This is a genomic window from Burkholderia sp. 4NA327C6, from assembly GCF_005502655.1.
Taxonomy (GTDB): Bacteria; Pseudomonadota; Gammaproteobacteria; order Burkholderiales; family Burkholderiaceae; genus Burkholderia; species Burkholderia contaminans.
In genome coordinates, this window is the sequence record NZ_SCNZ01000037.1 from 60,027 (window position 1) to 84,363 (window position 24,337).

The 24,337-nt window shown below is 67.3% G+C and carries 24 protein-coding genes; 6 read left to right on the forward strand and 18 right to left on the reverse strand.

From position 1 onward, the window contains the following. Nucleotides 1–13 precede the first annotated feature (13 nt). Nucleotides 14–1,237, reverse strand: coding sequence for an MFS transporter (locus FFS49_RS29930; protein WP_105818823.1), 1,224 nt, complete (start codon nucleotides 1,235–1,237; stop codon nucleotides 14–16). Further along, a complete protein-coding gene (locus FFS49_RS29935; RefSeq protein ID WP_105818814.1) occupies nucleotides 1,234–2,430 on the reverse strand; it encodes a serine hydrolase domain-containing protein in 1,197 nt (398 codons plus the stop codon). The genes FFS49_RS29930 and FFS49_RS29935 overlap by 4 nt, the downstream gene beginning before the upstream one ends. Before the next feature lie 113 nt (nucleotides 2,431–2,543). Between FFS49_RS29935 and FFS49_RS29940 the strand changes: the two genes are divergently transcribed. Continuing rightward, nucleotides 2,544–3,428 carry a LysR family transcriptional regulator gene (locus tag FFS49_RS29940; RefSeq protein ID WP_105818815.1) on the forward strand — a complete coding sequence of 295 codons (885 nt, stop codon included), beginning with the start codon at nucleotides 2,544–2,546 and terminating at the stop codon, nucleotides 3,426–3,428. Nucleotides 3,429–3,441: 13 nt separating this feature from the next. On the opposite strand, the gene ugpC is transcribed toward FFS49_RS29940, so the two are convergent. From ugpC to FFS49_RS29980, 8 genes are all read right to left on the reverse strand, one after another. Next, nucleotides 3,442–4,551, reverse strand: coding sequence for a sn-glycerol-3-phosphate ABC transporter ATP-binding protein UgpC (gene ugpC / locus FFS49_RS29945; protein WP_039368380.1), 1,110 nt, complete (start codon nucleotides 4,549–4,551; stop codon nucleotides 3,442–3,444). 62 nt (nucleotides 4,552–4,613) lie between these two features. After that, nucleotides 4,614–5,300 (reverse strand): HAD-IA family hydrolase, encoded by a 687-nt coding sequence (locus tag FFS49_RS29950; RefSeq protein WP_105818816.1) that lies wholly within the window; start codon nucleotides 5,298–5,300, stop codon nucleotides 4,614–4,616. Then, the gene (locus FFS49_RS29955) at nucleotides 5,297–6,148 is read right to left on the reverse strand and encodes a carbohydrate ABC transporter permease (protein WP_039368390.1); all 852 of its coding nucleotides are present in this window, start codon (nucleotides 6,146–6,148) and stop codon (nucleotides 5,297–5,299) included. The genes FFS49_RS29950 and FFS49_RS29955 overlap by 4 nt, the downstream gene beginning before the upstream one ends. Beyond that, nucleotides 6,145–7,098, reverse strand: a complete 954-nt coding sequence (locus tag FFS49_RS29960) for a sugar ABC transporter permease (RefSeq protein WP_071335004.1) — start codon at nucleotides 7,096–7,098, stop codon at nucleotides 6,145–6,147. Before FFS49_RS29960 ends, FFS49_RS29955 begins: the two co-directional genes overlap by 4 nt. Nucleotides 7,099–7,197: 99 nt before the next feature. Further along, nucleotides 7,198–8,523: a sugar ABC transporter substrate-binding protein gene (locus FFS49_RS29965; RefSeq protein ID WP_105818817.1), complete on the reverse strand. Its 1,326-nt coding sequence runs from the start codon at nucleotides 8,521–8,523 to the stop codon at nucleotides 7,198–7,200. A gap of 59 nt (nucleotides 8,524–8,582) precedes the next feature. Next, nucleotides 8,583–9,941 (reverse strand): D-tagatose-bisphosphate aldolase, class II, non-catalytic subunit, encoded by a 1,359-nt coding sequence (locus FFS49_RS29970; protein WP_039368396.1) that lies wholly within the window; start codon nucleotides 9,939–9,941, stop codon nucleotides 8,583–8,585. Then, a complete protein-coding gene (locus FFS49_RS29975; RefSeq protein WP_039368400.1) occupies nucleotides 9,929–10,885 on the reverse strand; it encodes a sugar kinase in 957 nt (318 codons plus the stop codon). Before FFS49_RS29975 ends, FFS49_RS29970 begins: the two co-directional genes overlap by 13 nt. Before the next feature lie 96 nt (nucleotides 10,886–10,981). Next, nucleotides 10,982–11,758, reverse strand: coding sequence for an L-iditol 2-dehydrogenase (locus FFS49_RS29980; protein ID WP_071335006.1), 777 nt, complete (start codon nucleotides 11,756–11,758; stop codon nucleotides 10,982–10,984). A gap of 329 nt (nucleotides 11,759–12,087) precedes the next feature. On the opposite strand from FFS49_RS29980, the gene FFS49_RS29985 reads away from it, so the two are divergent. Genes FFS49_RS29985 through FFS49_RS30000 form a run of 4 tightly spaced genes read left to right on the forward strand, consistent with a single transcriptional unit; the run spans nucleotide 12,088 to nucleotide 15,191 of the window. Next, nucleotides 12,088–12,549 carry a Fur family transcriptional regulator gene (locus FFS49_RS29985; RefSeq protein WP_011353040.1) on the forward strand — a complete coding sequence of 154 codons (462 nt, stop codon included), beginning with the start codon at nucleotides 12,088–12,090 and terminating at the stop codon, nucleotides 12,547–12,549. A 46-nt stretch (nucleotides 12,550–12,595) separates the two neighbouring features. Further along, nucleotides 12,596–13,510, forward strand: coding sequence for a zinc ABC transporter substrate-binding protein (locus FFS49_RS29990; RefSeq protein ID WP_105818818.1), 915 nt, complete (start codon nucleotides 12,596–12,598; stop codon nucleotides 13,508–13,510). A 15-nt stretch (nucleotides 13,511–13,525) separates the two neighbouring features. Further along, the gene (locus FFS49_RS29995; RefSeq protein WP_039368409.1) at nucleotides 13,526–14,416 is read left to right on the forward strand and encodes an ABC transporter ATP-binding protein; all 891 of its coding nucleotides are present in this window, start codon (nucleotides 13,526–13,528) and stop codon (nucleotides 14,414–14,416) included. After that, nucleotides 14,409–15,191, forward strand: coding sequence for a metal ABC transporter permease (locus FFS49_RS30000; protein WP_039368411.1), 783 nt, complete (start codon nucleotides 14,409–14,411; stop codon nucleotides 15,189–15,191). Before FFS49_RS29995 ends, FFS49_RS30000 begins: the two co-directional genes overlap by 8 nt. Before the next feature lie 125 nt (nucleotides 15,192–15,316). On the opposite strand, the gene fghA is transcribed toward FFS49_RS30000, so the two are convergent. From fghA to FFS49_RS30020, 3 genes are all read right to left on the reverse strand, one after another. Continuing rightward, nucleotides 15,317–16,165 carry an S-formylglutathione hydrolase gene (gene fghA, locus FFS49_RS30005; protein WP_071335008.1) on the reverse strand — a complete coding sequence of 283 codons (849 nt, stop codon included), beginning with the start codon at nucleotides 16,163–16,165 and terminating at the stop codon, nucleotides 15,317–15,319. A gap of 16 nt (nucleotides 16,166–16,181) precedes the next feature. Beyond that, complete coding sequence (locus FFS49_RS30010; protein ID WP_011353045.1) at nucleotides 16,182–17,288, reverse strand: S-(hydroxymethyl)glutathione dehydrogenase/class III alcohol dehydrogenase; 1,107 nt, start codon at nucleotides 17,286–17,288, stop codon at nucleotides 16,182–16,184. Between the two features lie 286 nt (nucleotides 17,289–17,574). After that, nucleotides 17,575–19,026, reverse strand: a complete 1,452-nt coding sequence (locus FFS49_RS30020) for an FGGY family carbohydrate kinase (protein WP_137909910.1) — start codon at nucleotides 19,024–19,026, stop codon at nucleotides 17,575–17,577. A 439-nt stretch (nucleotides 19,027–19,465) separates the two neighbouring features. Here FFS49_RS30020 and FFS49_RS30025 point away from each other — a divergent pair, with 439 nt between their 5' ends. Beyond that, nucleotides 19,466–20,842, forward strand: a complete 1,377-nt coding sequence (locus FFS49_RS30025; protein ID WP_039368422.1) for a nucleobase:cation symporter-2 family protein — start codon at nucleotides 19,466–19,468, stop codon at nucleotides 20,840–20,842. Nucleotides 20,843–21,083: 241 nt separating this feature from the next. Here FFS49_RS30025 and FFS49_RS30030 read toward each other — a convergent pair whose 3' ends face one another. The 5 genes from FFS49_RS30030 to FFS49_RS30050 form a co-directional block, all read right to left on the reverse strand. Then, entirely contained in the window at nucleotides 21,084–21,503 is a 420-nt protein-coding gene (locus tag FFS49_RS30030; RefSeq protein ID WP_137909911.1) for a hypothetical protein, read from the reverse strand. 57 nt (nucleotides 21,504–21,560) lie between these two features. Continuing rightward, nucleotides 21,561–22,214: a M35 family metallo-endopeptidase gene (locus FFS49_RS30035; RefSeq protein WP_105818820.1), complete on the reverse strand. Its 654-nt coding sequence runs from the start codon at nucleotides 22,212–22,214 to the stop codon at nucleotides 21,561–21,563. Continuing rightward, entirely contained in the window at nucleotides 22,211–22,765 is a 555-nt protein-coding gene (locus FFS49_RS30040; RefSeq protein ID WP_105818821.1) for a hypothetical protein, read from the reverse strand. The genes FFS49_RS30035 and FFS49_RS30040 overlap by 4 nt, the downstream gene beginning before the upstream one ends. Further along, nucleotides 22,762–23,439: a PAAR domain-containing protein gene (locus tag FFS49_RS30045; protein ID WP_105818822.1), complete on the reverse strand. Its 678-nt coding sequence runs from the start codon at nucleotides 23,437–23,439 to the stop codon at nucleotides 22,762–22,764. The genes FFS49_RS30040 and FFS49_RS30045 overlap by 4 nt, the downstream gene beginning before the upstream one ends. 484 nt (nucleotides 23,440–23,923) lie before the next feature. Beyond that, on the reverse strand, nucleotides 23,924–24,337 hold a 414-nt coding region (locus FFS49_RS30050), incomplete at its 5' end, for a TolC family protein (RefSeq protein ID WP_137951035.1).

Genomic DNA, 24,337 nt, shown 5'->3' on the forward strand with positions numbered 1-24,337 from the left:
GGCAGTCGAATGCTCAGGCCGCACGCGGCGCCGGAAACGCATGCCGGCGCGCCCGCCACGCGCCGACCCACGCGGCCGCCAGCAGCACGACGAGCACCCACGGAATCGCGCCGGCACCCGTCGCACCGAGCAGCATCCCGCCTGCAATGCCCCCGCCCGCGATCGCGAGGTTCCACACCGTCACGAGCATCGACTGCGCGACGTCGGCCGCCTCCCCCGCCGCGTTCGCGGCAGCCGTCTGGAACAGCGTCGGCGCACCACCGAACGCGAGCCCCCACAGCGCGACGCCCGCATAGACGATCGCCATGCCGGAGCCGGCGCCGAGCATCGCCGCGGCGATCGCGAACAGCGCGATGCTGGCGAGCGTCAGGCGGCGCTGCGCGGCGCCGATCCACGCGCCCGTCAGCGCGATGCCGACCAGCGACGCGATGCCGAACACGAACAGCACCACATCGACCTGCGCGCCCATCCGCACGCCTGCGAGGAACGGCGCGACATACGTGTACAGCATGTTGTGCGCGAGCACGTACGCGAACATCACGGTCAGCACCGACCGCACGCCGGGCAACGTCATCACGCCGAGCACCGGCTCGCGTGCGCCGGCCTGCTGGCCCGGATAGTCGGGCACACGCCAGCGGATCCAGCCGATCAGCACGAGCGCTGCAAGCGTGATGCCCGCGAACGCGATGCGCCAGCCGAACATCGCACCGAGCGCGGTACCGGCCGGAATGCCGATCGACATCGCCGTCGGTATGCCGAGCATCGCAACCGCAATCGCGCGGCCGCGCAGCGAAGGCTCGACCATCCGGCTCGCATAGCCGGCCAGCAACGCCCACATCAGCCCGGCCGACATCCCCGCGACGAAGCGCGCGGCGAGCGTGAGCGCGTAATACGACGACGCGGCGGTCAGCGCATTCGATACGACGAAGCCCGCCAGCGCAGCAAGCAGCAGCCGGCGCCGGCGCACCGCGCGCGTCGCGGCGACGAGCGGAATCGCCGCGACGATCGAGCCGAGCGCGTAGACGGTCACCAGTTGGCCGATCAGCGCCTCGGTCACGCGCAGGTCGGCGCTCATCAGCGGCAGCAGGCCGGCCGGCAGCGCTTCGGTGAGGATCGTGATGAAGCCCGCGGTGGCGAGCGCGAGCAGGTTCGCAACGGGCAGGCGCATGCGCGTCGGCGCGCCCGGATGCGCGGCACGATCGGCCGCGCGGTCGGTGACGGATACACAATCGCTCATCGCACGCTCCATTCGCCGACGCCATACACCGCATCGCGTACATCGGTCACGATGCGCCCGTGCATGCCTTCGTACAACGTATTGGTGAGCGCGACCACGGTGAGCCCGGCCGCGCGATCGACGAACCACGCATGCCCGTACGCACCGCCCCAGCGCCACGTGCCGACCGACTCCGGGGACTGCGCGAGCGCCGGGTCGCGCAGCACCGAAAAGCCGAGGCCGAAGCCGAATCCCGGTGCGTCCGGCAGATCGTGCGCGCCCGGCTGCACACGCGACATCTCGTCGATCCAGCGTGGCGACAGCCAGCCGTCGCGGCCGGTACGCAACGTATCGAGCAGCGTCATGCAATCGCGCGCGCTGCCGATCATGCCCGCCCCGCCCGACGGCCACGCGGCCGGGTCGAACGCGCGCGCCGGTGCGAAGCGGATGCCGATCGTGCCGTCGTACACGGGCACGAGATCGTCGTCGGCCATCCGGCGCGGCACGCCCGGCGCACTCACGTAAGGTGTCGCGACCCGCGCGGCGTCGTGCGTGACGAACGCGGTATCGGACATCCCGAGCGGCGCGGTGACGAGCGCCGCCACCGCGTCGGGAAGCGGCCGTCCGTCGATCGCCTCGATCAGCGCGCCGACCACGTCGATCGCGAGCGAGTACGCCCACGATGTGCCGGGCGCGAACTGCAACGGCACGCCGGCGATGCGCCGCACGTTCTCCGCGAGCGACAGTTCCGCGCGGTCCATCCCGTCGGACACGCCCGCTCGCGCATACGGCCCGTCGGCGTCGGCTTCGAGGAAGCGGTAGCCGAGCCCGGCCGTATGCGACAGCAGATGACGCAGCGTGATCGCCGTACGCGTGCCGTCGGGCAGCGTCGGCGCGAACGCCGGCAGCCAGCGCGTGACGGGCTCGTCGAGCCCGATGCGCCCGGCCGCGACGAGCCGCATCGCGGCGGCCGTCACGATCGGCTTCGACAACGACGCGAGCCGGAACAGCGTGCGCTCCTGCATCGGCGTGCCGGCTTCGCGATCGGCGAGACCGGCCGCACGTGCATAACGCAGTTCGCCGTCGCGGGCCGCCAGCACGACCGCGCCGACCACGCGCGCGTCGGCCAGCGCGCGATCGAGCACGGCATCGACCCGGCGGCGCAACGCCGCGTCCGGGTCGTTGCGGGTAGCGGAGACAGGCAGGGATGACATGGCGTGACCTCGAACAGTGAAGGAACGCCCATCGTAGGAAACCGGCGACAGAAGAAAAACCGGGGTAGAGTTCCGGACACTCCGGACATCGATGTCCGCAATCAGGACCCAGCATGGAAAATCTCGGCGGTTTCGTCGTCTTCGTCCAGGTCGCGGAAACGCGCAGCTTCGTCGCGGCCGGCCGTGCGCTCGGGCTGTCGGCATCGGCGATCGGCAAGCGCATCGCACGGCTCGAAGCCCGGCTGAACGTGCGGCTCTTTCACCGCAGCACGCGCAGCATCACGCTCACCGCGGAAGGCGCGCGTTTTCTCGAACGCTGCCGGCGCGTGATCGCCGAGATCGACGCGGCCGAGCAGGAACTGACGCAAAGCACCAAGGCGCCGCGCGGGCGGCTGCGCGTGAGCTTGCCGACGATCGGCACGCTGCTGCTGCCGGTGCTCGCCGATTTCATGGCCGCGTATCCGGAGATCGAGCTCGACATCGACTTCAGCGACCGGATCGTCGACGTGGTCGACGAAGGCTTCGATGCCGTGCTGCGCACCGGCCGGCCCACCGATTCACGGCTGTCGTCGCGGCTGCTCGGCCATTTCCGGCAGCACCTCGTCGCGTCGCCCGACTATCTCGAACGGCACGGCGCGCCACGCACGCCGGCCGATCTCGCACAGCATCGCTGCCTGCACTACCGCTTCCCGAGCAGCGGCAAACTCGAGATCTGGCCGCTGCGCGCGCAGCGCTCCGGCACGCCGCCGGAGGTGCCGGTGTCGATGGTCAGCAACAACGCGGAGACGCGCCAGTGCTTCGCGATGCGCGGGCTCGGCATCGCATGCCTGCCCGAATTCTTCGTGCGCGAGGCGCTCGAAGCCGGCACGCTGCGCGCCGTGCTCGCCGAGCACGTCGTGAGCCGCACGCCGTTCTACGTGCTGTGGCCGTCAGGCCGGCATCCGGCGCCGAAGCAGCGCGCGTTCGTCGACTACATGGTCGAGCACCTGCGCCTGTAGCCGGCGCGCGCCGTCACGCCGCCTTCGCGTGCGCGCTCAACCGCCGGAACGCCTGCCCGTGCTCGTCGAACAGGTGGCAGTGCTCGGCCTGCGCGTGCACATGGAGCGCCTCGCCGGTGCGGTACGTGTCGAGCGGCGGAATCCGCGCGATCAGCCCGTCCGGCGCGACGGCCGACTCCGCGTACAGATACGCGGCATCGCCGAGCGACTCGACGGCCATCGTCTTCGCGGCCACGCCGGCAGCCGCCGCTTCGACTTTCAGATGCTCGGGCCGCACGCCGACCGTCACCGCCGCACCACGCTGCAGCCCCGCCGCTTCGACCGCGGCGCGCTGCGTCTCGCCGCTGTCGAAACGCACGAGCACGCCGCCCGCATCGACCGATTCGACGGTGCCCTTCAGGAAGTTCATCTTCGGCGAGCCGATGAAGCCCGCGACGAACTGGTTCGCCGGCGCGTGATACAACTCGTTCGGCGTACCGACCTGCTGCACCGCGCCGCCCGACAGCACGACGATCTTGTCGGCGAGCGTCATCGCCTCGACCTGGTCGTGCGTCACGTAGATCATCGTCGTCTTCAGCTCGTCGTGCAGCCGCGCGAACTCCAGCCGCATCTTCACGCGCAGCGCCGCGTCGAGGTTCGACAGCGGCTCGTCGAACAGGAACACCTTCGGCTTGCGCGTGATCGCGCGGCCGATCGCGACGCGCTGCCGCTGGCCGCCCGACAGCTGCTTCGGCTTGCGGTCGAGCAGATGGTCGATGTGCAGGATCTTCGCGGCCTGCTTCACGGCCTGGTCGATCTCCGGCTTCTTCGCGCCCGCGAGCTTCAGGCCGAACGCCATGTTGTCGTACAGCGTCATGTGCGGGTACAGCGCATACGACTGGAACACCATCGCGATGCCGCGTTTCGCGCTCGGCACGTCGTTGACCTTCGCGCCGTCGATCATCAGGTCGCCGCTCGAAATATCCTCGAGGCCGGCGATCATCCGCATCAGCGTGGATTTGCCGCAGCCGCTCGGGCCGACGAACACGACGAATTCGCCGTCGGCAATGTCGAGGTTCACGTTGCGCAGCACTTCGGTGTCGTCGTAGCGCTTCGCGATGTTGCGCAGGAGCACGCTTGCCATGTTCTGTCTCCGTTCGTTCGTGATGCGCCGCGTCGAACGCGGCGCGCAATCATTCGTGGTGGCTAGCCCGGCAGCACCGCGCCGGTCGCCTGCCAGCGCGCAACGTAGCCGGGCAGCTCGTGCATGTCGTCGAACACGTGACGCGCGCCGATGCCGCGCAGCGCGTCGATCTGCGCGGCCGACGCATTCCCGCCGCCGACGAAGCCGAGCACGGTCATGCCGGCCGCGGCGGCCGCGGTGATGCCGGTCACGCTGTCCTCGACCACGAGGCACCGGGCAGGCGCGACGCCGAGCGTGCGCGCCGCCGCGAGATACACGTCGGGCGCCGGCTTCGGCCGCGCGACGGCGTCCGCGCAGAACAGCCGGTCACCGAAGAAGCGCGCGAGGCCCGTGCGCGCCAGCGCCGCCTCGACGTACGCACGGTAGCTGTTGCTCGCGCAGGCCGTCGTCAGTTCAATCGCGGCCAGCGCCGCATCGATGCCGTCGACCATCGGCGCATTGACGGCCGCCGCCTCGACCGCGGCGCGAATTTCGACGACGTCGTCGTTCGACAGCGTGCGGCCGAGCGCGTCGCTCGCGCCGGCCAGCACGCGCTCGATGCGCAGCCCGAGCAGCGGCATCACGGCCGGCCGGGAATCCGCGCCCGGCCAGCGCGCATCGAGTTCGCGCACGAGCACGTCGGCCGCCACCGCCTCGCTGTCGATCAGCACACCGTCGCAATCGCAGATCAGGACGTTCGTCGCGGTCATTTGACGGCTCCGAACGTGAGCCCGCGCACGAGCTGCTTCTGCGACAGCCAGCCGACGATCAGGATCGGCGCGACCGCCAGCAGCGACGCCGCGGACAGCTTCGCCCAGAACAGCCCCTCGGGGCTCGAGTACGACGCGATGAACACGGTGAGCGGCGCCGCGTTCGAACTCGACAGGTTGATGCTCCAGAACGCTTCGTTCCACGACAGGATCACGAGCAGCAGCGCGGTGGACGCGAGCCCCGGCAGCGCCATCGGCAGCAGCAGGTAGACGATCTCCTGCCACGTCGACGCGCCGTCGATGCGCCCCGCTTCGAGGATGTCCTTCGGAATCTCGTTGAAGTACGTGAAGGTCATCCACACCGCGATCGGCAGGTTGATCAGCGTGTAGACGATCACGAGGCCCGACACGGTATCGAGCAGCCCCGCGTTCTTCCACAGCAGGTAGATCGGCACGAGCACGCCGACCGACGGCATCATCTTCGTCGACAGCATCCACAGCAGCACCTTCTGCGTGCGGTGGTTCGGGAAGAACGCCATCGCGTACGCGGCCGGCACCGCGAACAGCAGCGAGATCACCGTGACGCCCGCCGAGATCAACACCGAGTTCCATGCGAACGCGAAGTAGTTGCTGCGCGCGAACACCTCGCGGAAGCTGTCGAGCGTCGGGATGAAGAACAGCGACGACGCATACGCCTGCTGCTCGGTCTTGAACGCGGTGATCGCCATCCAGAAGATCGGGAAGAACAGCAGCAGCGCGATCAGCCACGCGAGCGTGCCGGGCAGCGCGCGCCGCACGAGGTCGAACACGGCCGGCACGCGCCGGCCTTCGAAGGTCAGGTCGCTCATTTGTCGTATTCCCCCTTCAGGTTGCGCGCGAGCATCCGCACGAGGAAGAACGACACGACGTTCGCGACCACGACGGCAATGATGCCGCCCGCGGACGCGAGGCCGACGTCGAACTGCTGCAGGCCGAGCGCGTAGATCAGGTACGACAGGTTGGTCGTCGCGTTGCCGGGGCCGCCGCCGGTCGTCGTGTAGATCTCCGCGAAGATCGACAGCAGGAAGATCGTCTCCATCATCACGACCACGGCGATCGCTCGCTTCAGGTGCGGCAACGTGATGTAGAAGAACATCGCGATCGGGCCCGCGCCGTCGATGCGCGCGGCTTCCTTCTGCTCCTGGTCGAGCGACTGGATCGCGGTGAACAGGATCAGGAACGCGAACGGCAGCCACTGCCACGCGACGATGATGATCACGGCGGTGAGCGGGTAATCGGCGAACCAGTCGATCGGCGTCATCCCGAGCGCGCGCATCGCGTTCGCGACGAGCCCGTACACCGGGTGCAGGATCATGTTCTTCCAGATCAGCGCGGACACCGTCGGCATCACGAAGAACGGCGCGATCGCGAGCAGGCGTGCCACGCCCTGCCCGTAAAACTTGCGGTCGAACAGCACGGACATCAGCACGCCGCCGACCACCGTGATCGCGAGCACCGCGCCGATCAGCACGAGCGTGTGCCAGATCGCGGGCAGGAACGACGGATCGGTCGCAAGGAAGCGGTAGTTGTCGAGCCCGGCGAAGCCCTTCACGTCCGGGTTCAGCAGGTTGTAGCGCGAGAACGAATACCAGATCGTCATCGCGAGCGGAATCGACATCCACAGCAGCAGCACCGCGACGGACGGCGAGACGAGCCAGCTCGCACCGCCGCGCGCGCGGCGCGGCGCGCCGGGCGGCGACGACGCGTCGCCGACCGACGGCGCGTGAGCATGGCTCAGGGGAAGACGCAGGTGACGCATGATCGGAGTCCCTCCGGTTGATGCGCGGGCGAGAAGGCCTGCCCGCCTGTCAGCTTCGACGACGCGCACCGTGCGACACCGCGCACGGTGCGGGCCGCGTTACTTCTTGTAGCCGGCCTGCCGCACCGCGCGGTCGGCGGCGGCCTGCCCGGCGGCAAGCGCCTGGTCGACCGTCATCTGGCCCGCCACCGCACCGGCGATCGACTGGCCGACCACCGTGCCGAACGACTGGAATTCAGGAATCCCGACGTACTGCACGCCCGTGTACGGCACCTTCTTCAGCGACGGATCGTTCGGATCGGCCGTCTCGATCGCCTTCAGCACGAAGTCCGAGAACGGCGCGGCGGCCTTGTACTCGGGGCGCTGATAGGTCGACGTGCGCGTGCCCGGCGGCACCGACGCCCAGCCTTCGTCCTTGCCGACCATCTCGATGTACTGCTTCGACGTCGCCCACGCGATGAACTTGCGTGCGGCGTCCTGCTGCTTCGACGTCTTCGGTACGGCCAGCGCCCACGCCCACAGCCAGTGCGAACCCTTCGGCGTTGCGGCGACCGGCGCGGCCGCGAAGCCGATCCTGTCGGCCACCTGCGACTGCTGCTTGTTGTAGAGCATGCCGGCCGCAACCGTCGCGTCGATCCACATCGCGCACTTGCCGGACGCGGTCAGCGTCAGGTTCTCGTTGAAGCCGTTCGAACTCGCTCCCGGCGGCCCGTTCTTCTTCAGCAGGTTCACGTAGAAATTGATCGCCTTCTTCCACTCGGGCGACGTCAACTGCGCGTTCCAGTTCTCGTCGAACCAGCGCCCGCCGAACGTGTTCACGACCGTCGACACGTACGCCATGTTCTCGCCCCACCCGGCCTTGCCGCGCAGGCAGATCCCGTAGGTGCCCTTCGCCTTGTCGGTGAGCTTGTCCGCGAATTCGGCGATCTGGTCGTAGGTCGGCTGGTCGGGCATCTTCAGCCCCTTCGCCGCGAACAGGTCCTTGCGGTAGAACGTCATCGAGCTTTCGACGTAGAACGGCAGCGCGTACAGCTGGCCGTTGTACGACAGGCTGTCACGCGCCGTCTTCACGATGTCGTTCAGGTCGTAGTCGGCGGGCAGGCCCGTCATCGGCGCAAGCCAGCCGCGCTTGCCCCACTGCGGCGTCTCGTAGGTGCCGATCGCCATCACGTCGAACTGGCCGCTGCCGGTCGTGATGTCGGTCGTCGCGCGCTGGCGCAGCACGTTCTCCTCGAGGATCACCCAGTTCAGCTTGATGTCCGGGTTCGCCTTCTCGAAGGCCGGCGACAGCTTCTTCAGCTCGATCATGTCGGGATTGTTCAGCGTCGCGATCGTCAGCGTGCCGGCGGACGCGGCGCAGGCCGCCGTCGCGAGCGCGGCTCCGGCGAAACAGCGGGCGGCGGCGTCGAGCATCTTTCGTTGCATGGCATGTCTCCTGTGTTTGTTCGAGTGTGTCGTCGGTACTGCGTTTCCTTCGCGGCCCGTCATGCCGGCCGCTGCATTCCGCACGCGCGCGCATAGTGCGCGATCACGTCGCGTATCCGGTGGCGCACCCAGGCGCGCGGCTCTTTCGCAAGGCCGCCCGCGCGGCATGCCGCGTACACGTCCGGCAACCACTGCGCGACGAGCGTTTCCGGCACCGGCTGCCGCGCGAGGTTGTCGAACAGTTGCTCGACCGCGGCCGCGACGGCCGGCTGCAGCCAGTAGTAGCGGATCCGGTCGCTGTAGCTGAACTGGCGCGCGAGCCGCTGTTCGGTTTCGTCGCCGCGGTAATACGGCGCCCAGTGCTCGGGCTGCGCGCGCATCGCGGCGTCGACGACGTCGCGCAACCGCGAGCGCTGCGCGACGTCGGCGATCAGCGCGTCCTCGATGAAGGTCAGCGCGAACAGCGCCTCGCGCAGCGCGAACGTCAGCGCGGGGCCGACCTTCAGCACCGCGAAGTGGTCGCGCACGAGGGCGGCGAGTGCACCCTCGGTCTGGTAGTCGGTCGAATGCGCTTCGAACACGAGGCGCGGTGTCTGCAGGATACTCGCGCCGAGCGACGCGGCCTTGGCACTGTCGTAGTCAAGCACGTGGCGATCGTCGAAGTCGACACCCGGCTGCGCGACGATCGCGACGACGCGTGCCCACGCCTCGTCGAGCCCTGCCGCCGCGAACGCATGACGGTGCGCATCGAGCGTCGCCGCGATGCTGTCGCTGCGCGTGACCGCGATCCGCGCGATCGCTGCATCGCCAGCGTCGCCGTTGCCGCTGACTTCGCCGCCCGGCGTCGGCACCTCGGTGCCGATCACGTAGACGGGCGCAATGCCGGCACGCGCTGCCGCGTCTTCCGCCGCGCGACACAGCTCGGCCGCGCGCGCGGCGATCGTGCGATCGTCGAGCCGCACCGGATCGTCCGCGCACGCCATGCTCGCATCGAGGTGGATCTTTTCGAAGCCGGCTTCGACGTAGGCCGCGACCATCGCGGCCGCTTCACGCATCGCGTCAGCCGCGCGGCGATGCCGCCACGGGTTCGGGCCGAGATGGTCGCCGCCGAGCACGAGCGCCGACGGTGCGAGCCCGCAGCGCTGCGCGATCGCGTCGACGTCGCGGCGGAAATCGGCGGGCGTCATGCCCGTGTAGCCGCCGAGATGGTTCACCTGGTTGCAGGTCGCCTCGATCAGCAGCGGCGAGCCGTCCGCGCGTGCCGCTTCGCACGCGGCCTCCAGCACGAGCCGGTGCGCGCTGCAGACCGAATAGATGCCGCGCTGCGCGTCCGCGCGGTTCGCATCGAAGATCATCCGCAGCACGGTGTCCGCATGCGCGGTGCGCGTGCGTTCGGCAACGGTCGTCAGGCCGGACATGCGATACCTCGTTCGGTCAGGAAACGGTCGATCTCGGCCGCGCCGCTGTTGCCTTCCATCGGGCCGCGCCGCGTGACCGCGATCGCCCCGGCCGCGTTCGCGCGGCGCAGTGCGACGTCGATCGGCACGCCCGCGACGAGGCTCGCGACCAGCGTGCCGCCGAAACAGTCGCCGGCGCCGGTCGGATCGACTTCGTCAACCTGGAACGCTGCCGCTTCCGCGCGGTTCGCGCGATCGAACGCGACGCTGCCTTGCGCACCGCGCTTCAACACGACACGCTCGAGCAGCGGATGCGTCGCAAGCAGGCCCGCGATCGCGCGCTCGGCCGGCTGCGGCCCGCAGAAGAACGGCAGGTCGGCTTCGCTCGGCAGGAACAGGTGGCACGCGGCGAGCATCTCGTCGAGGGCCGCGCGCATCGGGCGAAAGCTCAGCATTTCGGGCCGCACGTTCGGATCGAACGACACCTTCGCGCCGGCGCGCGCGGCCTCGATCACGCCGCGCTGCACGGCCGCGATCGCCGATTCGCTCGTCAGCGACGAGCCCATCACGTGGAAGTAGCGGCAGCCGTCGAACATCGCGGTGTCGACGTCGGACGCATCGACGCACGCGGCTGCACTGGTGGACAGCGTGAACACGAAGCTGCGCGAGCCGTCGTCGCGATACGCGACGAACGCGGTGCCGGTCGGGCGCGCGACGCGACGGATGCGCGCGACGTCAACGCCGTCGCGTTCGAGCCGCGCGACGATCGCGTCGCCGAACGCGTCACGGCCCACGCAGCCCGCATACGCGACGCGCGCGCCGAGCCGCGCGGCCTGGTCGGCGAAGATCGCCGGCGCGCCGCTCGGGAACGGCCCTTCGAACAGGCCCGGCGTATCGAAACCCTGGCCGCGCTCGGCGGCGACGAATTCGGCGAGCAGTTCGCCGGCAACGACGATCTCGGCCATCAGGCTTGCCCTCCTCGTTCGACGGCGGCCGCGACGTACAGCGACGCGGCTGCATCGCTGGCCGGCCGGCAGGTGGCGCGTGCGAGCGGCATCACTTCAGCTCATCCAGTTGCCGCCGTCGACGTTCAGCGTCTGGGCGGTGATGTAGTCGGCGTCGGACGACGCGAGGAACAGCGCAGCGCCCGTCAGGTCGCCCGGCACGCCCATGCGGCCGAGCGGCACGGCTTCGCCGACGAGCCGCTTCTTTTCACCCAGCGGCCGGTTCTCGTAGCGCGCGAACAGCGCATCGACCTGCTCCCACATCGGCGTGTCGACGACGCCCGGCGCGATGCCGTTCACGTTGATCCGGTGCGGCGCGAGCGCGAGCGCGGCCGACTGCGTATAGCTGATCACCGCGGCCTTGGTCGCGCAGTAGTGCGAAACGAGTGCCTCGCCACGACGCCCGGCCTGCGACGACATGTTGACGATCTTGCCGCCGCGCCCCTGCTCGACCATCCGCTGCGCGACGGCCTGCATCAGGAAGAACAGCCCTTTCACGTTGACCGCGAACAGCCGGTCGAACACGTCCCACGATTCATCGAGGATCGGGCGCATGTCGAACAGCGCCGCGTTGTTGAACAGGATGTCGACGCCGCCGAAGCGCTCGACCGCCGTGGTGACGATGCGCTCGATGTCGTCGCGGCGCGTGACGTCCGCGGTGACGGCCACCGCGCGGCCGGGGTTCGCCTCGATGAGCCGCGCAAGCGAGCCGCCCGCCGGCTTCAGGTCGACGAGCACGCAGCGTGCGCCCTCGTCCAGATAGCGTTGTGCGACCGCCTCGCCGATACCGCTTGCGGCGCCCGTCAGGATCGCGACCTTGTCTTCCAGTCTCACTGGCTGTCTCCGGTTCGTTCTGCTTGTCGACGGCTGCGAGGTGAGCGAACGCTCGCTAACCGATCAATTGCTCTGTTGGTGATCGAATGATCGGATACGCGATTCGCGCTGTCAAGGCGACGTGACGGCTTTCTATGACGCGCTGCGGCACAACGGCGCAGCTCAACGACCCGCCGTGCACGCCCGGCAAGGCGCGGCACGCACGGTGCGGCGCGGTCGGATCGACGATGAAGGGGACGGAGCGAGGACGGAAACGGGATTTCGCGCTGCACGGCGCGGCGATACGTTATATCATCGCCATACTTTGTTTCATCGCCCTGCTTCACGCCATGGCTACCTCATCGTCCATTGACGCCCGGCTGTCCCGGGCCGACGCATTCGCCGCCGAGCACGGGCTCGCGTGGACGCCGCTGCGCCGCCAGGTCTACGAACGCGTGCTGGCCGCGCAGCGCCCGATCGGCGCGTACGACCTGCTCGCCGAGCTCGAGCCGCAGCGCGGCCGCGTGCCGCCCACGACCGTCTATCGCGCGCTGGATTTCCTCGTCGAGCACGGCTTCATCCACCGGATCGAATCGAAGAACGCGTTCTTCGCGTGCTGCGAGATCGGCGTGCCGCACGAAGGCCAGTTCCTGATCTGCGACTCGTGCGGCGATACCGTCGAGATTCCCGGCGGCGATCTCGCGAAGCAGTTGTCCGCGAGCGAGCCCGCGCACGGTTTCGAAGTCCACCACCAGGTCGTCGAGCTGAGCGGCCTGTGCGGGCACTGCAAGCACAAGCCCGTGCAACGCTGACGCGTTTCGCGCGGCGCACGCGCCGCCCCTTCCAACGAGGAGTCCCATGTCCAATGCCCTGAAGCGCACGCCGCGGCGTGCGTTGTCGCCTGTCCGCTGGCTCGCCGCCGCCGTTGCCGCCCTGTCGCTCGCGGCGCCCGCGTTCGCACAGGCCGCGACCGTCAACGTCGTGGCCGCCGAGAATTTCTACGGCGACGTCGCGTCGCAAATCGGCGGCAGCCACGTCGCGGTGACGAGCATTCTCAGCAATCCGGACCAGGACCCGCACCTGTTCGAAGCGAGCCCGAAGACCGCCCGCGCGCTCCAGCACGCACAGGTCGTGATCTACAACGGCGCCAACTACGATCCGTGGATGAGCAAGCTGCTGGGCGCGTCGAAGCAGGCGAAGCGCGCAACGATCGTCGTCGCCGATCTGGTCGGCAAGAAGGCCGGCGACAACCCGCACCTGTGGTACGACCCGGCGACGATGCCGGCCGCCGCGCGCGCGATCGCGGCCGAGCTCGGCCGCGCCGACCCGGCGAACAAGGCCGAATACGACGCGAACCTGCAGAAGTTCGTGGCCTCGCTGAAGCCCGTCGACGACAAGGTCGCCGCGCTGCGCGCGCAGTACAAGGGCGTGCCGGTCACGGCCACCGAGCCCGTGTTCGGCTACATGTCCGACGCGATCGGCCTCGACATGCGCAACCAGCGCTTCCAGCTCGCGACGATGAACGACACCGAGGCCAGCGCTCAGGATGTCGCCGCGTTCGAGAACGACCTGCGCAAGAAGCAGGTGCGCGTGCTGATCTACAACAGCCAGGCTGAAGAACCGATGACCAAGCGCATGCTGAAGATCGCGCGCGACGGCGGCGTGCCGACCGTCAGCGTCACCGAGACGCAGCCGGCCGGCAAGACCTTCCAGCAATGGATGGCCGGCCAGCTCGACGCGCTGTCGGCCGCGCTGGCCGCCGGCAAGAAATAAACCCTCCGCAATGACATGACCGCCACTCCTCACGCACTCGCCGTCGATCGCGTCACGCTCGAACTGGGCGGACGCACGATCCTGCGCGATGTCAGCTTCTCGATCGAACCCGGCGAATTCGTCGGCGTGCTCGGGCCGAACGGCGCGGGCAAGACGACGCTGATGCGCGCGGTGCTCGGGCTCGTGCCCGTATCGTCCGGCACGCTGTCCGTGGGCGGCGTGCCGGTCGTGCGCGGCAACGCGTCGATCGGCTACATGCCGCAGATCCGCAGCGGCCTCGCGAACCGCCGGATGCGCGGCTACGACTTCGTCGCGATGGCCGCCGACGGCCACCGCTGGGGGCTGCCGCACACGAACGCGGCGACACGCCGCGACGTCGACCGCGTGCTCGACCTCGTCGGCGGCCCGACGCTCGCGCGCCGGCCGCTGTCGGAACTGTCCGGCGGCGAGCGGCAGCGCCTGCTGCTCGCGCAGTGCCTGCTCGGCAACCCGAAGCTGCTGCTGCTCGACGAGCCGCTGATCAGCCTCGACCCGAATCACCAGCGCGGCGTCGTCGAACTCGTGCGCAATGTGCAGCGCGAGCTCGGCATCACCGTGCTGTTCTCCGCGCACGAACTGAATCCGCTGCTGAACGCGCTCGACCGCGTGCTGTATCTCGGCAATGGCGTTGCCGCGCTCGGCACCGTCGACGAGGTGATCACGAAGCCGGTGCTGTCGCGGCTCTACGGTTCGCCGATCGACGTGATGCGCGTGAACGGCAAGATCTTCGTGATGTCGGGCGACGTCGAGATCGAGAAGCACGATCACGAACACGAGGACGACGACGGCCACTCGCACGGCGGGGGCGGCGGCCACGGCCATCACCACCACGGACACGCTCATCCCGGGCATTCGCACGATGTTTGAATACGACTTCATGATCAACGCCTTCGCGGCGTCGGGGATCGTCGCGGTGCTCGCGGGCATCGTCGGCTACTTCCTGGTGCTGCGCGGGCAGACCTTCGCCGGCCATGCGCTGTCGCACGTCGGCTTCACCGGCGCGACGGGCGCGGTGCTGCTCGGCATCTCGCCGATCTGGGGGATGGTCGGCTTCACGCTCGCGGCCGGCATCGGGATGGGTGCGCTCGGCGAAAAGCTCGCGGGCCGCGACGTCGCGATCGGCGTGATCCTGTCCGGCGCGCTCGGCTTCGGCCTGCTGTTCCTGCATTTCTACACGTCGTTCGCCACGCAGGTCACCGCGCTGCTGTTCGGCAACGTGCTCGCGGTGAGCCACGACACGCTCGCGGTGCTCGCCGGCATCGGCGCGGTGAGCCTCGCCGCGCTCGCGCTGATCGCGCGGCCGCTGCTGTTCGCGTCGCTGCAGCCCGAGCTGGCCGAAGCCAAGGGCGTGTCGCTGCGCACGGTGTCGATGCTGTTCCTCGCGGTGTGCGCGCTCGCGGTGGCCGCGGCGACGCAGATCGTCGGCGTGCTGCTGGTGTTCACGCTGCTGGTCGGGCCGGCCGCCGCCGCGCAGAACGTGACGACGCGACTGTCGACCGGCGTGCTGCTCGCCGCGCTGTTCGCATTGTTCGAAGCGTGGCTCGGCATCGTGCTCGCGTATCACACCGACTGGCCGACGAGCTTCTGGATCACCGCGCTGTCGGCGCTCGTGTACGGCGCGAGCCTGTTGCGACGCCACTGAGCGCCACCCGAAGGAAATGAAAAACGCCGGCGTGCCCGAGGGGGCAGCGCCGGCGTTTTTTCATGCGCCCGCGATCGTGCGGTGCGCGGTGTGTCGCCGTGTGCGTTACCTGCTTCCCTTCCCCCTCATCGTGCGAGCACGCGCGCGTGATGCGCGATGTGATCGGCGATGAACGTCGAGATGAAGTAGTACCCGTGGTCGTAGCCTGGATGGCGGCGCAGCGTCAGCGGCTGGCCGGCCTTCGCGCACGCGGCTTCGAACACGTCGGGGTTCAGCTGGTTCGCGAGGAACTGGTCGGCGAGGCCCTGATCGACGAGGATGCCGTCCGCGAACTTCGGCGCATCGGCGCGCGCGACGAGTTCGCTCGCGTCGTGTGCCTTCCATGCTTCACGATCGGCGCCCAGATAACCCGAGAATGCCTTCTCGCCCCACGGGCAGCGCGTCGGCGCGGCGATCGGCGCGAACGCCGACACCGACCGGTACAGGCCCGGATGGCGCAACGCGAGCGTCAGCGCGCCGTGCCCGCCCATCGAGTGCCCGAAGATGCCGAGCCGCGTGCCGTCGATCGGCAGTTCGGCCGCGACGAGCGCGCGCAGCTCGCCCGTCACGTACGACTCCATCCGGTAATGCGTCGACCACGGCGCTTCGGTCGCATCGACGTAGAAGCCCGCGCCGACGCCGAAGTCCCACGCGTCGGTCTCGCCCGGCACGCCCGCGCCGCGCGGGCTCGTGTCGGGCATCACGAGCGCGATACCGTGCTGCGCCGCGTATTGCTGCGCGCCGGCCTTGATCGCGAACGTCTCGTCGGTGCACGTGAGCCCCGCGAGATAGAACAGCGCCGGCACGCGGCCGTGCGCCGCCTGCGGCGGCAGGTACACCGAGAACTTCATCGGCAGGCCGATGGCCGCCGAATCGTGACGGTAGAAACGCTGCTCGCCGCCGTGGCACGCATGCGAGGAAACGAGTTCGAGCATCGCGGTGCGCTCCCGGTCAGTACAGCACGACCGAGCGGATCGACTCGCCGGCCTTCATCAGGTCGAAGCCTTCGTTGATCCGCTCGAGCGGCAGCGTGTGCGTGATCAGGTCGTCGATGTTGATCTTGCCTTCCATGTACCAGTCGACGATCTTCGGCACGTCGGTGCGGCCGCGCGCGCCGCCGAATGCCGAACCCTTCCACTCGCGGCCCGTGACCAGCTGGAACGGGCGCGTGCTGATTTCCTCGCCCGCTGCCGCCACGCCGATGATGAACGACTGGCCCCAGCCCTTGTGCGTGCACTCCAGCGCCTGGCGCATCAGCTTCACGTTGCCGACGCATTCGAACGAGTAGTCGGCGCCGCCGTCGGTCAGCTGCACGATGTGGTCGACCACGTTCTCGACTTCGTTCGGGTTGATGAAGTGCGTCATCCCGAACTTCTTCGCGAGCTCGACGCGCTTCGGGTTGATGTCGACGCCGATGATCTTGTCCGCGCCGACCATCTTCGCGCCCTGGATCACGTTCAGGCCGATGCCGCCGAGGCCGAACACGACGACGTTCGCGCCCGCCTCGACCTTCGCCGAGTACACGACCGCGCCGACGCCCGTCGTCACGCCGCAGCCGATGTAGCAGATCTTGTCGAACGGCGCGTCCTCGCGCACCTTCGCCACCGCGATTTCCGGCACGACGATGTAGTTCGAGAACGTCGACGTACCCATGTAGTGGAACAGCGGCTTGCCGTCGAGCGAGAAGCGCGACGTCGCGTCGGGCATCAGGCCCTTGCCCTGCGTCGCGCGGATCTTCTGGCACAGGTTGGTCTTGCGCGACAGGCAGAACTTGCACTCGCGGCATTCCGGCGTGTAGAGCGGGATCACGTGATCGCCCTTGCGCAGCGTCCCGACGCCGGGGCCGACGTCCACCACGACGCCCGCGCCTTCATGACCGAGGATCGCCGGGAAGATCCCTTCCGGATCGGCGCCCGACAGCGTGTAGTAGTCGGTGTGACAGATGCCCGTCGCCTTCACCTCGATCAGCACTTCGCCGGCGCGCGGCCCTTCGAGATCGACTTCCTCGATCGTCAGCGGCGCGCCCGCCTTCCATGCAATCGCTGCTTTCGTCTTCATCGTGTGACTCCTGTCTGTGTGTGAGGTCGGCCCGGGTCGGCCCGGGTCGGCGCGTCAGCGCTCATGTCGGCCGGCGTGGGTGCGCGAGCACCCATGCAGGCCTCATGCTTCGCACCGGGTTCCATGCAAAGCTGTCGAAGCCGTGCCGCGCGGCATCGCGCACGGCATGGCAAAAAGAATCTCGTGCTCGCCATGATGGCCGGTCCGGCCGCGCATCGCGTGCGGGAAACGGTCGCCGGCTTGCCACGATGCGTCATCGCTGGCGCAAAAGAACAAGTGTCCGAGTTTAAACGCCCGTCGTGAACCATGCATCCGTTCGCGCATACAGATCGATGAAGCGTGCGTGGCGCGCGGCCAGCGAGCGATCGTCGCGCGGCGCGGCAACCGGCGACGCGGCCGGCGCCAGCGCGTGCAGCGCGTCTTCCCGCCAGTGCCCGATCGCGACGCCCGCGAGCAGCGCGGCGCCGCGCGTCGCGGCGTTCGGGCAGTCGATCGCGTGCAGCGACGCACCCAGCGCGTCGGCGAGCAACTGGCGCCAGCGCGGATCGACCGACCCGCCGCCCGCGAGACGCAGCATCGCGACCGGATCGCCGCGATCGGCGTCGCGGATTGCATCGAGCCCGGCGCGCAACGCGAACGCGACACCTTCGAACGCGGCGCGCATCATCGCGCCGCGCGTGTCGCCGAGCCCGAGGCCGAGCCAGCCGCCGCGCGCGTCGGGGTTCATCCACGGCGAACGCTCGCCGGTCAGGTACGGCAGGAAGCACTGGCGTTCCGACGCCGCGTGGGCGAACGCTTCGTCATACGCATCGGCCCACTGCGCGTAGCCGAGCCAGCCGCGCACGGCTTCGAGCGCGAGCCCGACGTTCTGCATCGCGGCCATCGTGTAATAGCCGCCGCCGGCCGCCGCGCGATAGCGATGCAGCCCGCGTCGCGCGGGCGGCAGCGCATCCGCGAGCACGACGATCTGGCCGCCGCTGCCCGTCGTCAGCAGCGCGTCGCCGGCGGCGGCGAGCCCGCTGCCGAGCGCCGCGCATGCGGTGTCGGCTGCGCCCGTCGCCAGCGGCACGCCGGCCGGCAGGCCGAGCGCCGCGGCAGCCTGCGCGCCGAGCGTGCCGCAGCGCGCGGTCGACGGAACGACCGGCGCGAACCGGTCGGCCGGCAAGCCGAGCGCGTCGACCAATGCGAGATCCCATTCACCATCGGGTGTCGCGAGCGCAGTCGCGCACGCATCGCTCGGATCGGCCGCGACGTCGCCGCCCAGCGCGATGCGCAACCAGTCCTTCGGCTGCACGGCCCAGCGCGCGGCATGCAGCGCTTCGGGTTCGTGCGTGACCAGCCAGCGCAACAGCGGGCCGGCCATGCCCGGCGCGACGGGATTCGGTGCGGCGGGCGAACCCGCGGCGGGCCAATCGGCCGCGTCCGCTTCGCGCACCGCGCGCGTGTCGGGCCACAGGAGCGCGGGACGCACCGGCTGCCCCGCCACGTCGATCAGCACGACGCCGTGCATCTGCCCCGAGAACCCGATCGCCGCCACCTGCGCACGCTCGTCGGCCGGCAGCCGCGCGGCCGCGCGCACGAGCGCCTGCCACCACGCGTGCGGCGCGATCTCCGCCCAGCCGGGCTGCGGCGACGACAGCGCATAAGGTTCGCTCGCGACCGCCCGCTCGACGCCATCGGCATCGAGCGTGACGAGTTTGACGGAGCCGGTGCCGAGGTCGATTCCGAGCAGGCGCATGACGTGAGGGCGAATTCGAATGAACGGATGTCGATGATAACGGGATCGCGATGCGCGCCCCGTTTTTTGCCGTCGTCGCGGCAGGCCGAACACGCAATCGCCGGCCGGGTTCCACCCGGCTGCGCCTTGCGGGCAAAAGCGGCCGTTCGCGGGTTAACCCGGCGCGATTTTCCCCAGGCACTTTTTGCCACTATGCCGCCCGCCCGATACACACCATAAAGCGGCCTATATTTGACACGGGGGCCAGCGCTATTTTGAAGGGCTATAAAACCGGGGAACCTCACTCCTGCGGCTGTTTCCCCATGATCGACACCCTGTTCCATGCCGAAATGGCATATCGAACCAGCAAAGAACGGAATAGAACCCAGCACTCTTGTTGCATGGATTCATTCCGAATAATTTCGTATCACCCCGAAAACAAGATCATGGAGTGAGACAGATGCAATCGAACACGGTCCATCCGTGCGATGAGGTGCTGCCGACCGGCAAGCTGGTAACGCTTGGCCTGCAGCACGTCCTCGTCATGTACGCCGGCGCTGTCGCCGTGCCGCTTATCGTCGGCGCCGCGCTCAAGCTGCCGAAAGACCAGATCGCGTTCCTGATCAGCGCCGATCTGTTTTCGTGCGGCATCGCCACGCTGATCCAGACACTCGGCCTGTGGATCTTCGGGATCCGCCTGCCCGTCATCATGGGCTGCACGTTCGCGGCAGTCGGCCCGATGATCGCGATCGGCACCAACCCCGGCCTCGGCATCCTCGACATCTTCGGCTCGACCATCGCGGCCGGCATCATCGGCATCGTGCTCGCGCCGATGATCGGCAAGCTGTTGCGGTTCTTCCCGCCGGTGGTGGTCGGCACGGTGATCGCCGTGATCGGGCTGTCGCTGATGGAAGTGGGCATCAACTGGGCGGCCGGCGGCGTCGGCAATCCCGAATACGGCAGCCCGGTCTATCTCGGCCTGTCGCTGCTCGTGCTCACGCTGATCCTGCTGATCAACAAGTACGGCCGCGGCTTCGTCGCGAACATCTCGGTGCTGCTCGGCATCGTCGCCGGCTTCGCGATCGCCTTCGCGATCGGCCGCGTGAATACCGACGGCGTCGCGCACGCACCGTGGGTCGGCTTCGTGATGCCGTTCCACTTCGGCCTGCCGCACTTCGACCCGCTGTCGATCGTGACGATGGTCACGGTGATGTTCGTCACGTTCATCGAATCGACCGGCATGTTCCTCGCGGTCGGCGACATGGTCGATCGCCCGGTCAACCAGGAGCGCCTGGTTCGCGGCCTGCGCGTCGACGGCCTCGGCACGCTGATCGGCGGCATCTTCAACTCGTTCCCGCATACGTCGTTCTCGCAGAACGTCGGCCTGATCGGCGTGACGGGCGTGAAGAGCCGTTTCGTGTGCGCGACCGGCGGCGTGATCCTCGTGCTGCTCGGCCTGTTCCCGAAGATGGCGCAGGTCGTTGCATCGGTGCCGCCGTTCGTGCTCGGCGGTGCCGGCATCGTGATGTTCGGGATGGTGGCGGCGAACGGCATCAAGGTGCTGTCGAAGGTCGACTTCGTGAACAACTCGCACAACCTGTTCATCGTCGCCGTGAGCGTCGGCATGGGCCTCGTGCCGGTCGTGTCGCCGCACTTCTTCTCGAAGCTGCCGCCCGCGCTCGCCCCGATCCTGCACAGCGGCATCCTGCTGGCATCGGCGACGGCCGTGATCCTGAACATCGTGTTCAACGGCGTGAAAGGCGAAAAGGATGCGCGCTGCGAGATTCGGCGCGCGGGACACGACTTCGACGGGCGGCCCGCCGACGTGCATCACTAATCGCCTCGCGCCGGACAACCGCGTGGAGAAGCGGTTACACAAAACGCCACGGCATGCCGTGGCGTTTTGTTTTGCGGGTGCGGCGAAAGGCGGGGACGCACGGGGCGATCGTGCAGTGTGCGGTGACGGACACAAAGCACGCGTCGGCTTGTGACGGGCCGGCGCTTACTGCATGGTGCGTAAGGGGCCGCTTCATACCATCAAAATGTGCAGCACTGCGTGGCGGCTGGCGGCCAAGGCCTCATTTCACTTGGCAAGGACATTCATGCGGGCAACCGGGAAGAAAGTCGATTTCTACTCGTCGGCCATTATCCGGCACACCGCTCAAGTGATGCGACTTATAAAGCCTGGCGTCGACGTCGATAGGTGCTCGACCAAGCCCCAATGTGACCAGAAGCCCCTTGATACTTTCCGCGCGTTGTTGAGCCAGCACGTGCGGCTGTCTTTCGTCAGCTTCGGCAAGGCCACCGACAGACGTACGATCGAGATTGGGATATTTAAGTTGAAGGTCTATCGCCCAATTGGCCAGCCTTGTGATCTCATCGCCGGACACCTTGGCAGAATCTCTTTCAAACGAAACATCAAGCGTATGGACTGGGGAGCAGGCGAATGTCGCTGCCGAGAAAAATGCGAGTGCGATATATGCTGGCCCTTTTACCATATCAACTTTCCGTTGGACCCAACCAGATTCAACCAGGATCGCGCTGCCACACTGCCCCTAATCCTCATAGATAATATACCCAGCAATGCTATCCGCATTATTGATTGCGAGATCAGGCCGCGTCCGAGCCAATACCAAGCACTTGCGCATGAAATATTGATGATCCTGAGCGCCAAAAGTGTCGGAGAAGTGAGTGCACTCATGAATCAGTGTCGATAGCATCGAGTCCTTCGCACTGGATATGGGGCGCATCCCACAAAATTTTTCGTGGATACAAATAGTATGTGTAGCGGTGTCAGGGGCGCAAACATGAGCGACGGCACCATCAGGGTCCTTGTTATTCGGCGTACAACCAAGATATCGATCAAGCTCCTCTGATTGACGAACAAAGTTTCCAGGCTTGAGATCGCGCATCACCCGACTTACTCGTGCGAGGCCGACTGTCAGACTTTGCCGAATCGCTTCATCGCTTGAGCCAAACCACGTTGCGACGCGTTGACGTTCGACCGCCCCCCACTTGCGCAAGTCTACGAGCCGTACATCAATCATTTGTACCGCTCTATCGCGTAACGTTAGAACCATACGGCGAAATTCCGCATCAGTCATGTTTGGGCAGATGGGTGGCCCGTTCGATACCAATGCTTCGATTAACGAACCTTCTTTCGTGTCCGTCATCGCCTCTGCAATCGCCACACGATCGCCGTCACTCATTCTGTTTCTCCGATGACCTCCAGCTTTACCGATTCAGCATCCGGCGTGATCACTCGCACGGTATGTCCCTGCGCATCGGTAATCCCTGAAGCCAGCACGTCGCCGCGGCAATTTGTGATCCAATACCGCACGCCCACAACAGGTTTCCTGGACTTCTTGTTGCGAATAACGAACTGCTGATCGTGGACTGCCGCGCCTCTTCTTATAGGGGCGACGCCTAAGCCATGCTTCCCCGTCAACCGCGCCACCTCGTCTGCGGCAAAGGTCATCTTCATGCCGCGCTCGGCATAGAAAACAGGTGGCGGCTTGCAATCGCAGACGTTGATATCACCACTCAACGCCCACGGTTTGCCGTTTGGCCCTGTGCCCGGCCAGCGTGGGCCATCCGGGGCGACAAATCCTTCCTGCTTGCATGCCGTACAGTACGTCTTCATGTACAGCGTTGCGATATGCACGCGCAGCGGCGGATTGGAACAGGTTACGCCCTCCAATCCTTCCGTAATCGTGGCACTGCCGCCCTGATCCCCTTTGGCAAGGAAATAACGAATCATGAGGTCTCGCCTCGATGCACAACGATTGAACGCTTCACCACGGTGAAGGCGTCAGCGGATACCAGACCATCACGCTCGGGGCTATCGGTAATGACGTCGCCGTTATCTAGTTCGCTACCGACGAAAGCCAGCGGCTGGAAGTCTCCGTTATCCACCAGCCCAAGACCGCTTATGATTCGCGCGGTCGAACCGTCTGCGTAGTGAATTTGATTACCCACGACGCCAGCCTTGCCAAACCCAACACCTGTTTCCCACGTGCCGGTAGCTTCGCGCAACGCACCGCCTCGCGCGGTCGTGGCTCCTCGTACAGCCAACCTGTATCGCCGCAGTGCAAGCGGCGGCGCATAATCCTCGTTAAACAACCCTGCGGCCGTTTCGCCAGCCGGTACGTAAATTCCCGACAACCGCTGAAGCGTTTCGACGATACGATCGCCGTTGCTCAACCTGCTACCCACCAGCGCAAACGGCCTGTCGCTGCAAATCGCATATTCGCCTGCACCATCCACAATGACGGCCTCGCTGCCATCCTCGTAAGTGACGACATCGCCAACACGGGCAACGATAAGCCCGGCGACAGTGAGGCCGCTCGTAGCCTCGGCTACCCGCCCACCGCGCTCAGTGAGCGCGCCAATGGTGGCGAAAAGATGGGTCGGTGCAGTCTGCTCGCTCTTCATCCGGTTTTCCTTTCTCGACAATGGGTGAGAAATGCTTCGTGCACAATTTGCACGGACGAGAAAAAAGAACCAATCAGACGAGTTCGAATTTCGTATAACTAATCGTTATAAGGACCGCCCAACAGCAAATGAGCCTGAATTGGGCGAAATGAGCGGGGATTTGGCGGCTGGGCGACAGGCTACCGGAGAGGGATGATCATCGATTGGGCGAAACGAGAATCTGCACGGTTAGTCCGTACGCGTCGTGCTCGACGGCGCCCGGCCCCTGGATTTCGCGCCCGATGCAGTTGTACACGCGTGTTCCGCGTGGATCGCCGCAGCATTCCCACGCGAGCTTACCGCGCACTTAAGGACCAACAATCATCTACTAGCCTTACGTTTCCTTCGTTACGCTTCGCATCGTTCGTAACGGCCAGCTTACGACAGGACTAACAACGTCCTGCCTGCGCACGAAGCGACCGCACGCAGGCAGGATAACCGCACGTTACCCGTTCGTCGCCGTTGCCGACGCAGGCGCCGGAGCGGCCGCCTTGTCGTAGTCGACCGGTGCATCCGGCGCACGCGGCGTTTCGCCTGCGCGCTGGATCCAGCCGCCGCCCAGGGCGCGATACAGGTCGACCAGATTGGTCCAGCGGGCCAGACGTGCGCTGATCAGCGATTGCTGCGCCGAGTACAGGTCCGTCTGTGCGGTCAGCACCGACAGGTAGCTGTCGACACCGTTCTTGTAACGCAGGTCCGACAGGTCGAAGCGACGCTGCTGCGCATGCTCGTTGCGCTCGAGCGCCGCGATCTGCTGGTCGTACGTGCCGCGTGCGGCGAGGCCATCCGACACTTCGCGGAATGCCGACTGGATCGCCTTCTCGTAGTTCGCGATCTCGATGCGCTTCTGCACGTGCGC

Bases quoted from the DNA above. Each gene is read 5' to 3' on its own strand.
- ugpC (WP_039368380.1), bottom strand. From the start codon at position 4,551: ATGGCAAGCGTGCTCCTGCGCAACATCGCGAAGCGCTACGACGACACC.
- FFS49_RS30035 (WP_105818820.1), bottom strand. From the start codon at position 22,214: ATGAGTGACGGCGATCGTGTGGCGATTGCAGAGGCGATGACGGACACG.
- FFS49_RS29960 (WP_071335004.1), bottom strand. From the start codon at position 7,098: ATGCGTCACCTGCGTCTTCCCCTGAGCCATGCTCACGCGCCGTCGGTC.
- FFS49_RS29950 (WP_105818816.1), bottom strand. From the start codon at position 5,300: ATGACCGCGACGAACGTCCTGATCTGCGATTGCGACGGTGTGCTGATC.
- FFS49_RS30030 (WP_137909911.1), bottom strand. From the start codon at position 21,503: ATGGTAAAAGGGCCAGCATATATCGCACTCGCATTTTTCTCGGCAGCG.
- FFS49_RS29990 (WP_105818818.1), top strand. From the start codon at position 12,596: ATGTCCAATGCCCTGAAGCGCACGCCGCGGCGTGCGTTGTCGCCTGTC.
- FFS49_RS29940 (WP_105818815.1), top strand. From the start codon at position 2,544: ATGGAAAATCTCGGCGGTTTCGTCGTCTTCGTCCAGGTCGCGGAAACG.
- FFS49_RS29935 (WP_105818814.1), bottom strand. From the start codon at position 2,430: ATGTCATCCCTGCCTGTCTCCGCTACCCGCAACGACCCGGACGCGGCG.
- FFS49_RS30045 (WP_105818822.1), bottom strand. From the start codon at position 23,439: ATGAAGAGCGAGCAGACTGCACCGACCCATCTTTTCGCCACCATTGGC.
- FFS49_RS29965 (WP_105818817.1), bottom strand. From the start codon at position 8,523: ATGCAACGAAAGATGCTCGACGCCGCCGCCCGCTGTTTCGCCGGAGCC.
- FFS49_RS30040 (WP_105818821.1), bottom strand. From the start codon at position 22,765: ATGATTCGTTATTTCCTTGCCAAAGGGGATCAGGGCGGCAGTGCCACG.
- FFS49_RS30010 (WP_011353045.1), bottom strand. From the start codon at position 17,288: ATGAAGACGAAAGCAGCGATTGCATGGAAGGCGGGCGCGCCGCTGACG.
- FFS49_RS29955 (WP_039368390.1), bottom strand. From the start codon at position 6,148: ATGAGCGACCTGACCTTCGAAGGCCGGCGCGTGCCGGCCGTGTTCGAC.
- FFS49_RS29975 (WP_039368400.1), bottom strand. From the start codon at position 10,885: ATGGCCGAGATCGTCGTTGCCGGCGAACTGCTCGCCGAATTCGTCGCC.
- FFS49_RS29970 (WP_039368396.1), bottom strand. From the start codon at position 9,941: ATGTCCGGCCTGACGACCGTTGCCGAACGCACGCGCACCGCGCATGCG.
- FFS49_RS29985 (WP_011353040.1), top strand. From the start codon at position 12,088: ATGGCTACCTCATCGTCCATTGACGCCCGGCTGTCCCGGGCCGACGCA.
- FFS49_RS30020 (WP_137909910.1), bottom strand. From the start codon at position 19,026: ATGCGCCTGCTCGGAATCGACCTCGGCACCGGCTCCGTCAAACTCGTC.
- FFS49_RS29930 (WP_105818823.1), bottom strand. From the start codon at position 1,237: ATGAGCGATTGTGTATCCGTCACCGACCGCGCGGCCGATCGTGCCGCG.
- fghA (WP_071335008.1), bottom strand. From the start codon at position 16,165: ATGCTCGAACTCGTTTCCTCGCATGCGTGCCACGGCGGCGAGCAGCGT.
- FFS49_RS30000 (WP_039368411.1), top strand. From the start codon at position 14,409: ATGTTTGAATACGACTTCATGATCAACGCCTTCGCGGCGTCGGGGATC.
- FFS49_RS29995 (WP_039368409.1), top strand. From the start codon at position 13,526: ATGACCGCCACTCCTCACGCACTCGCCGTCGATCGCGTCACGCTCGAA.
- FFS49_RS30025 (WP_039368422.1), top strand. From the start codon at position 19,466: ATGCAATCGAACACGGTCCATCCGTGCGATGAGGTGCTGCCGACCGGC.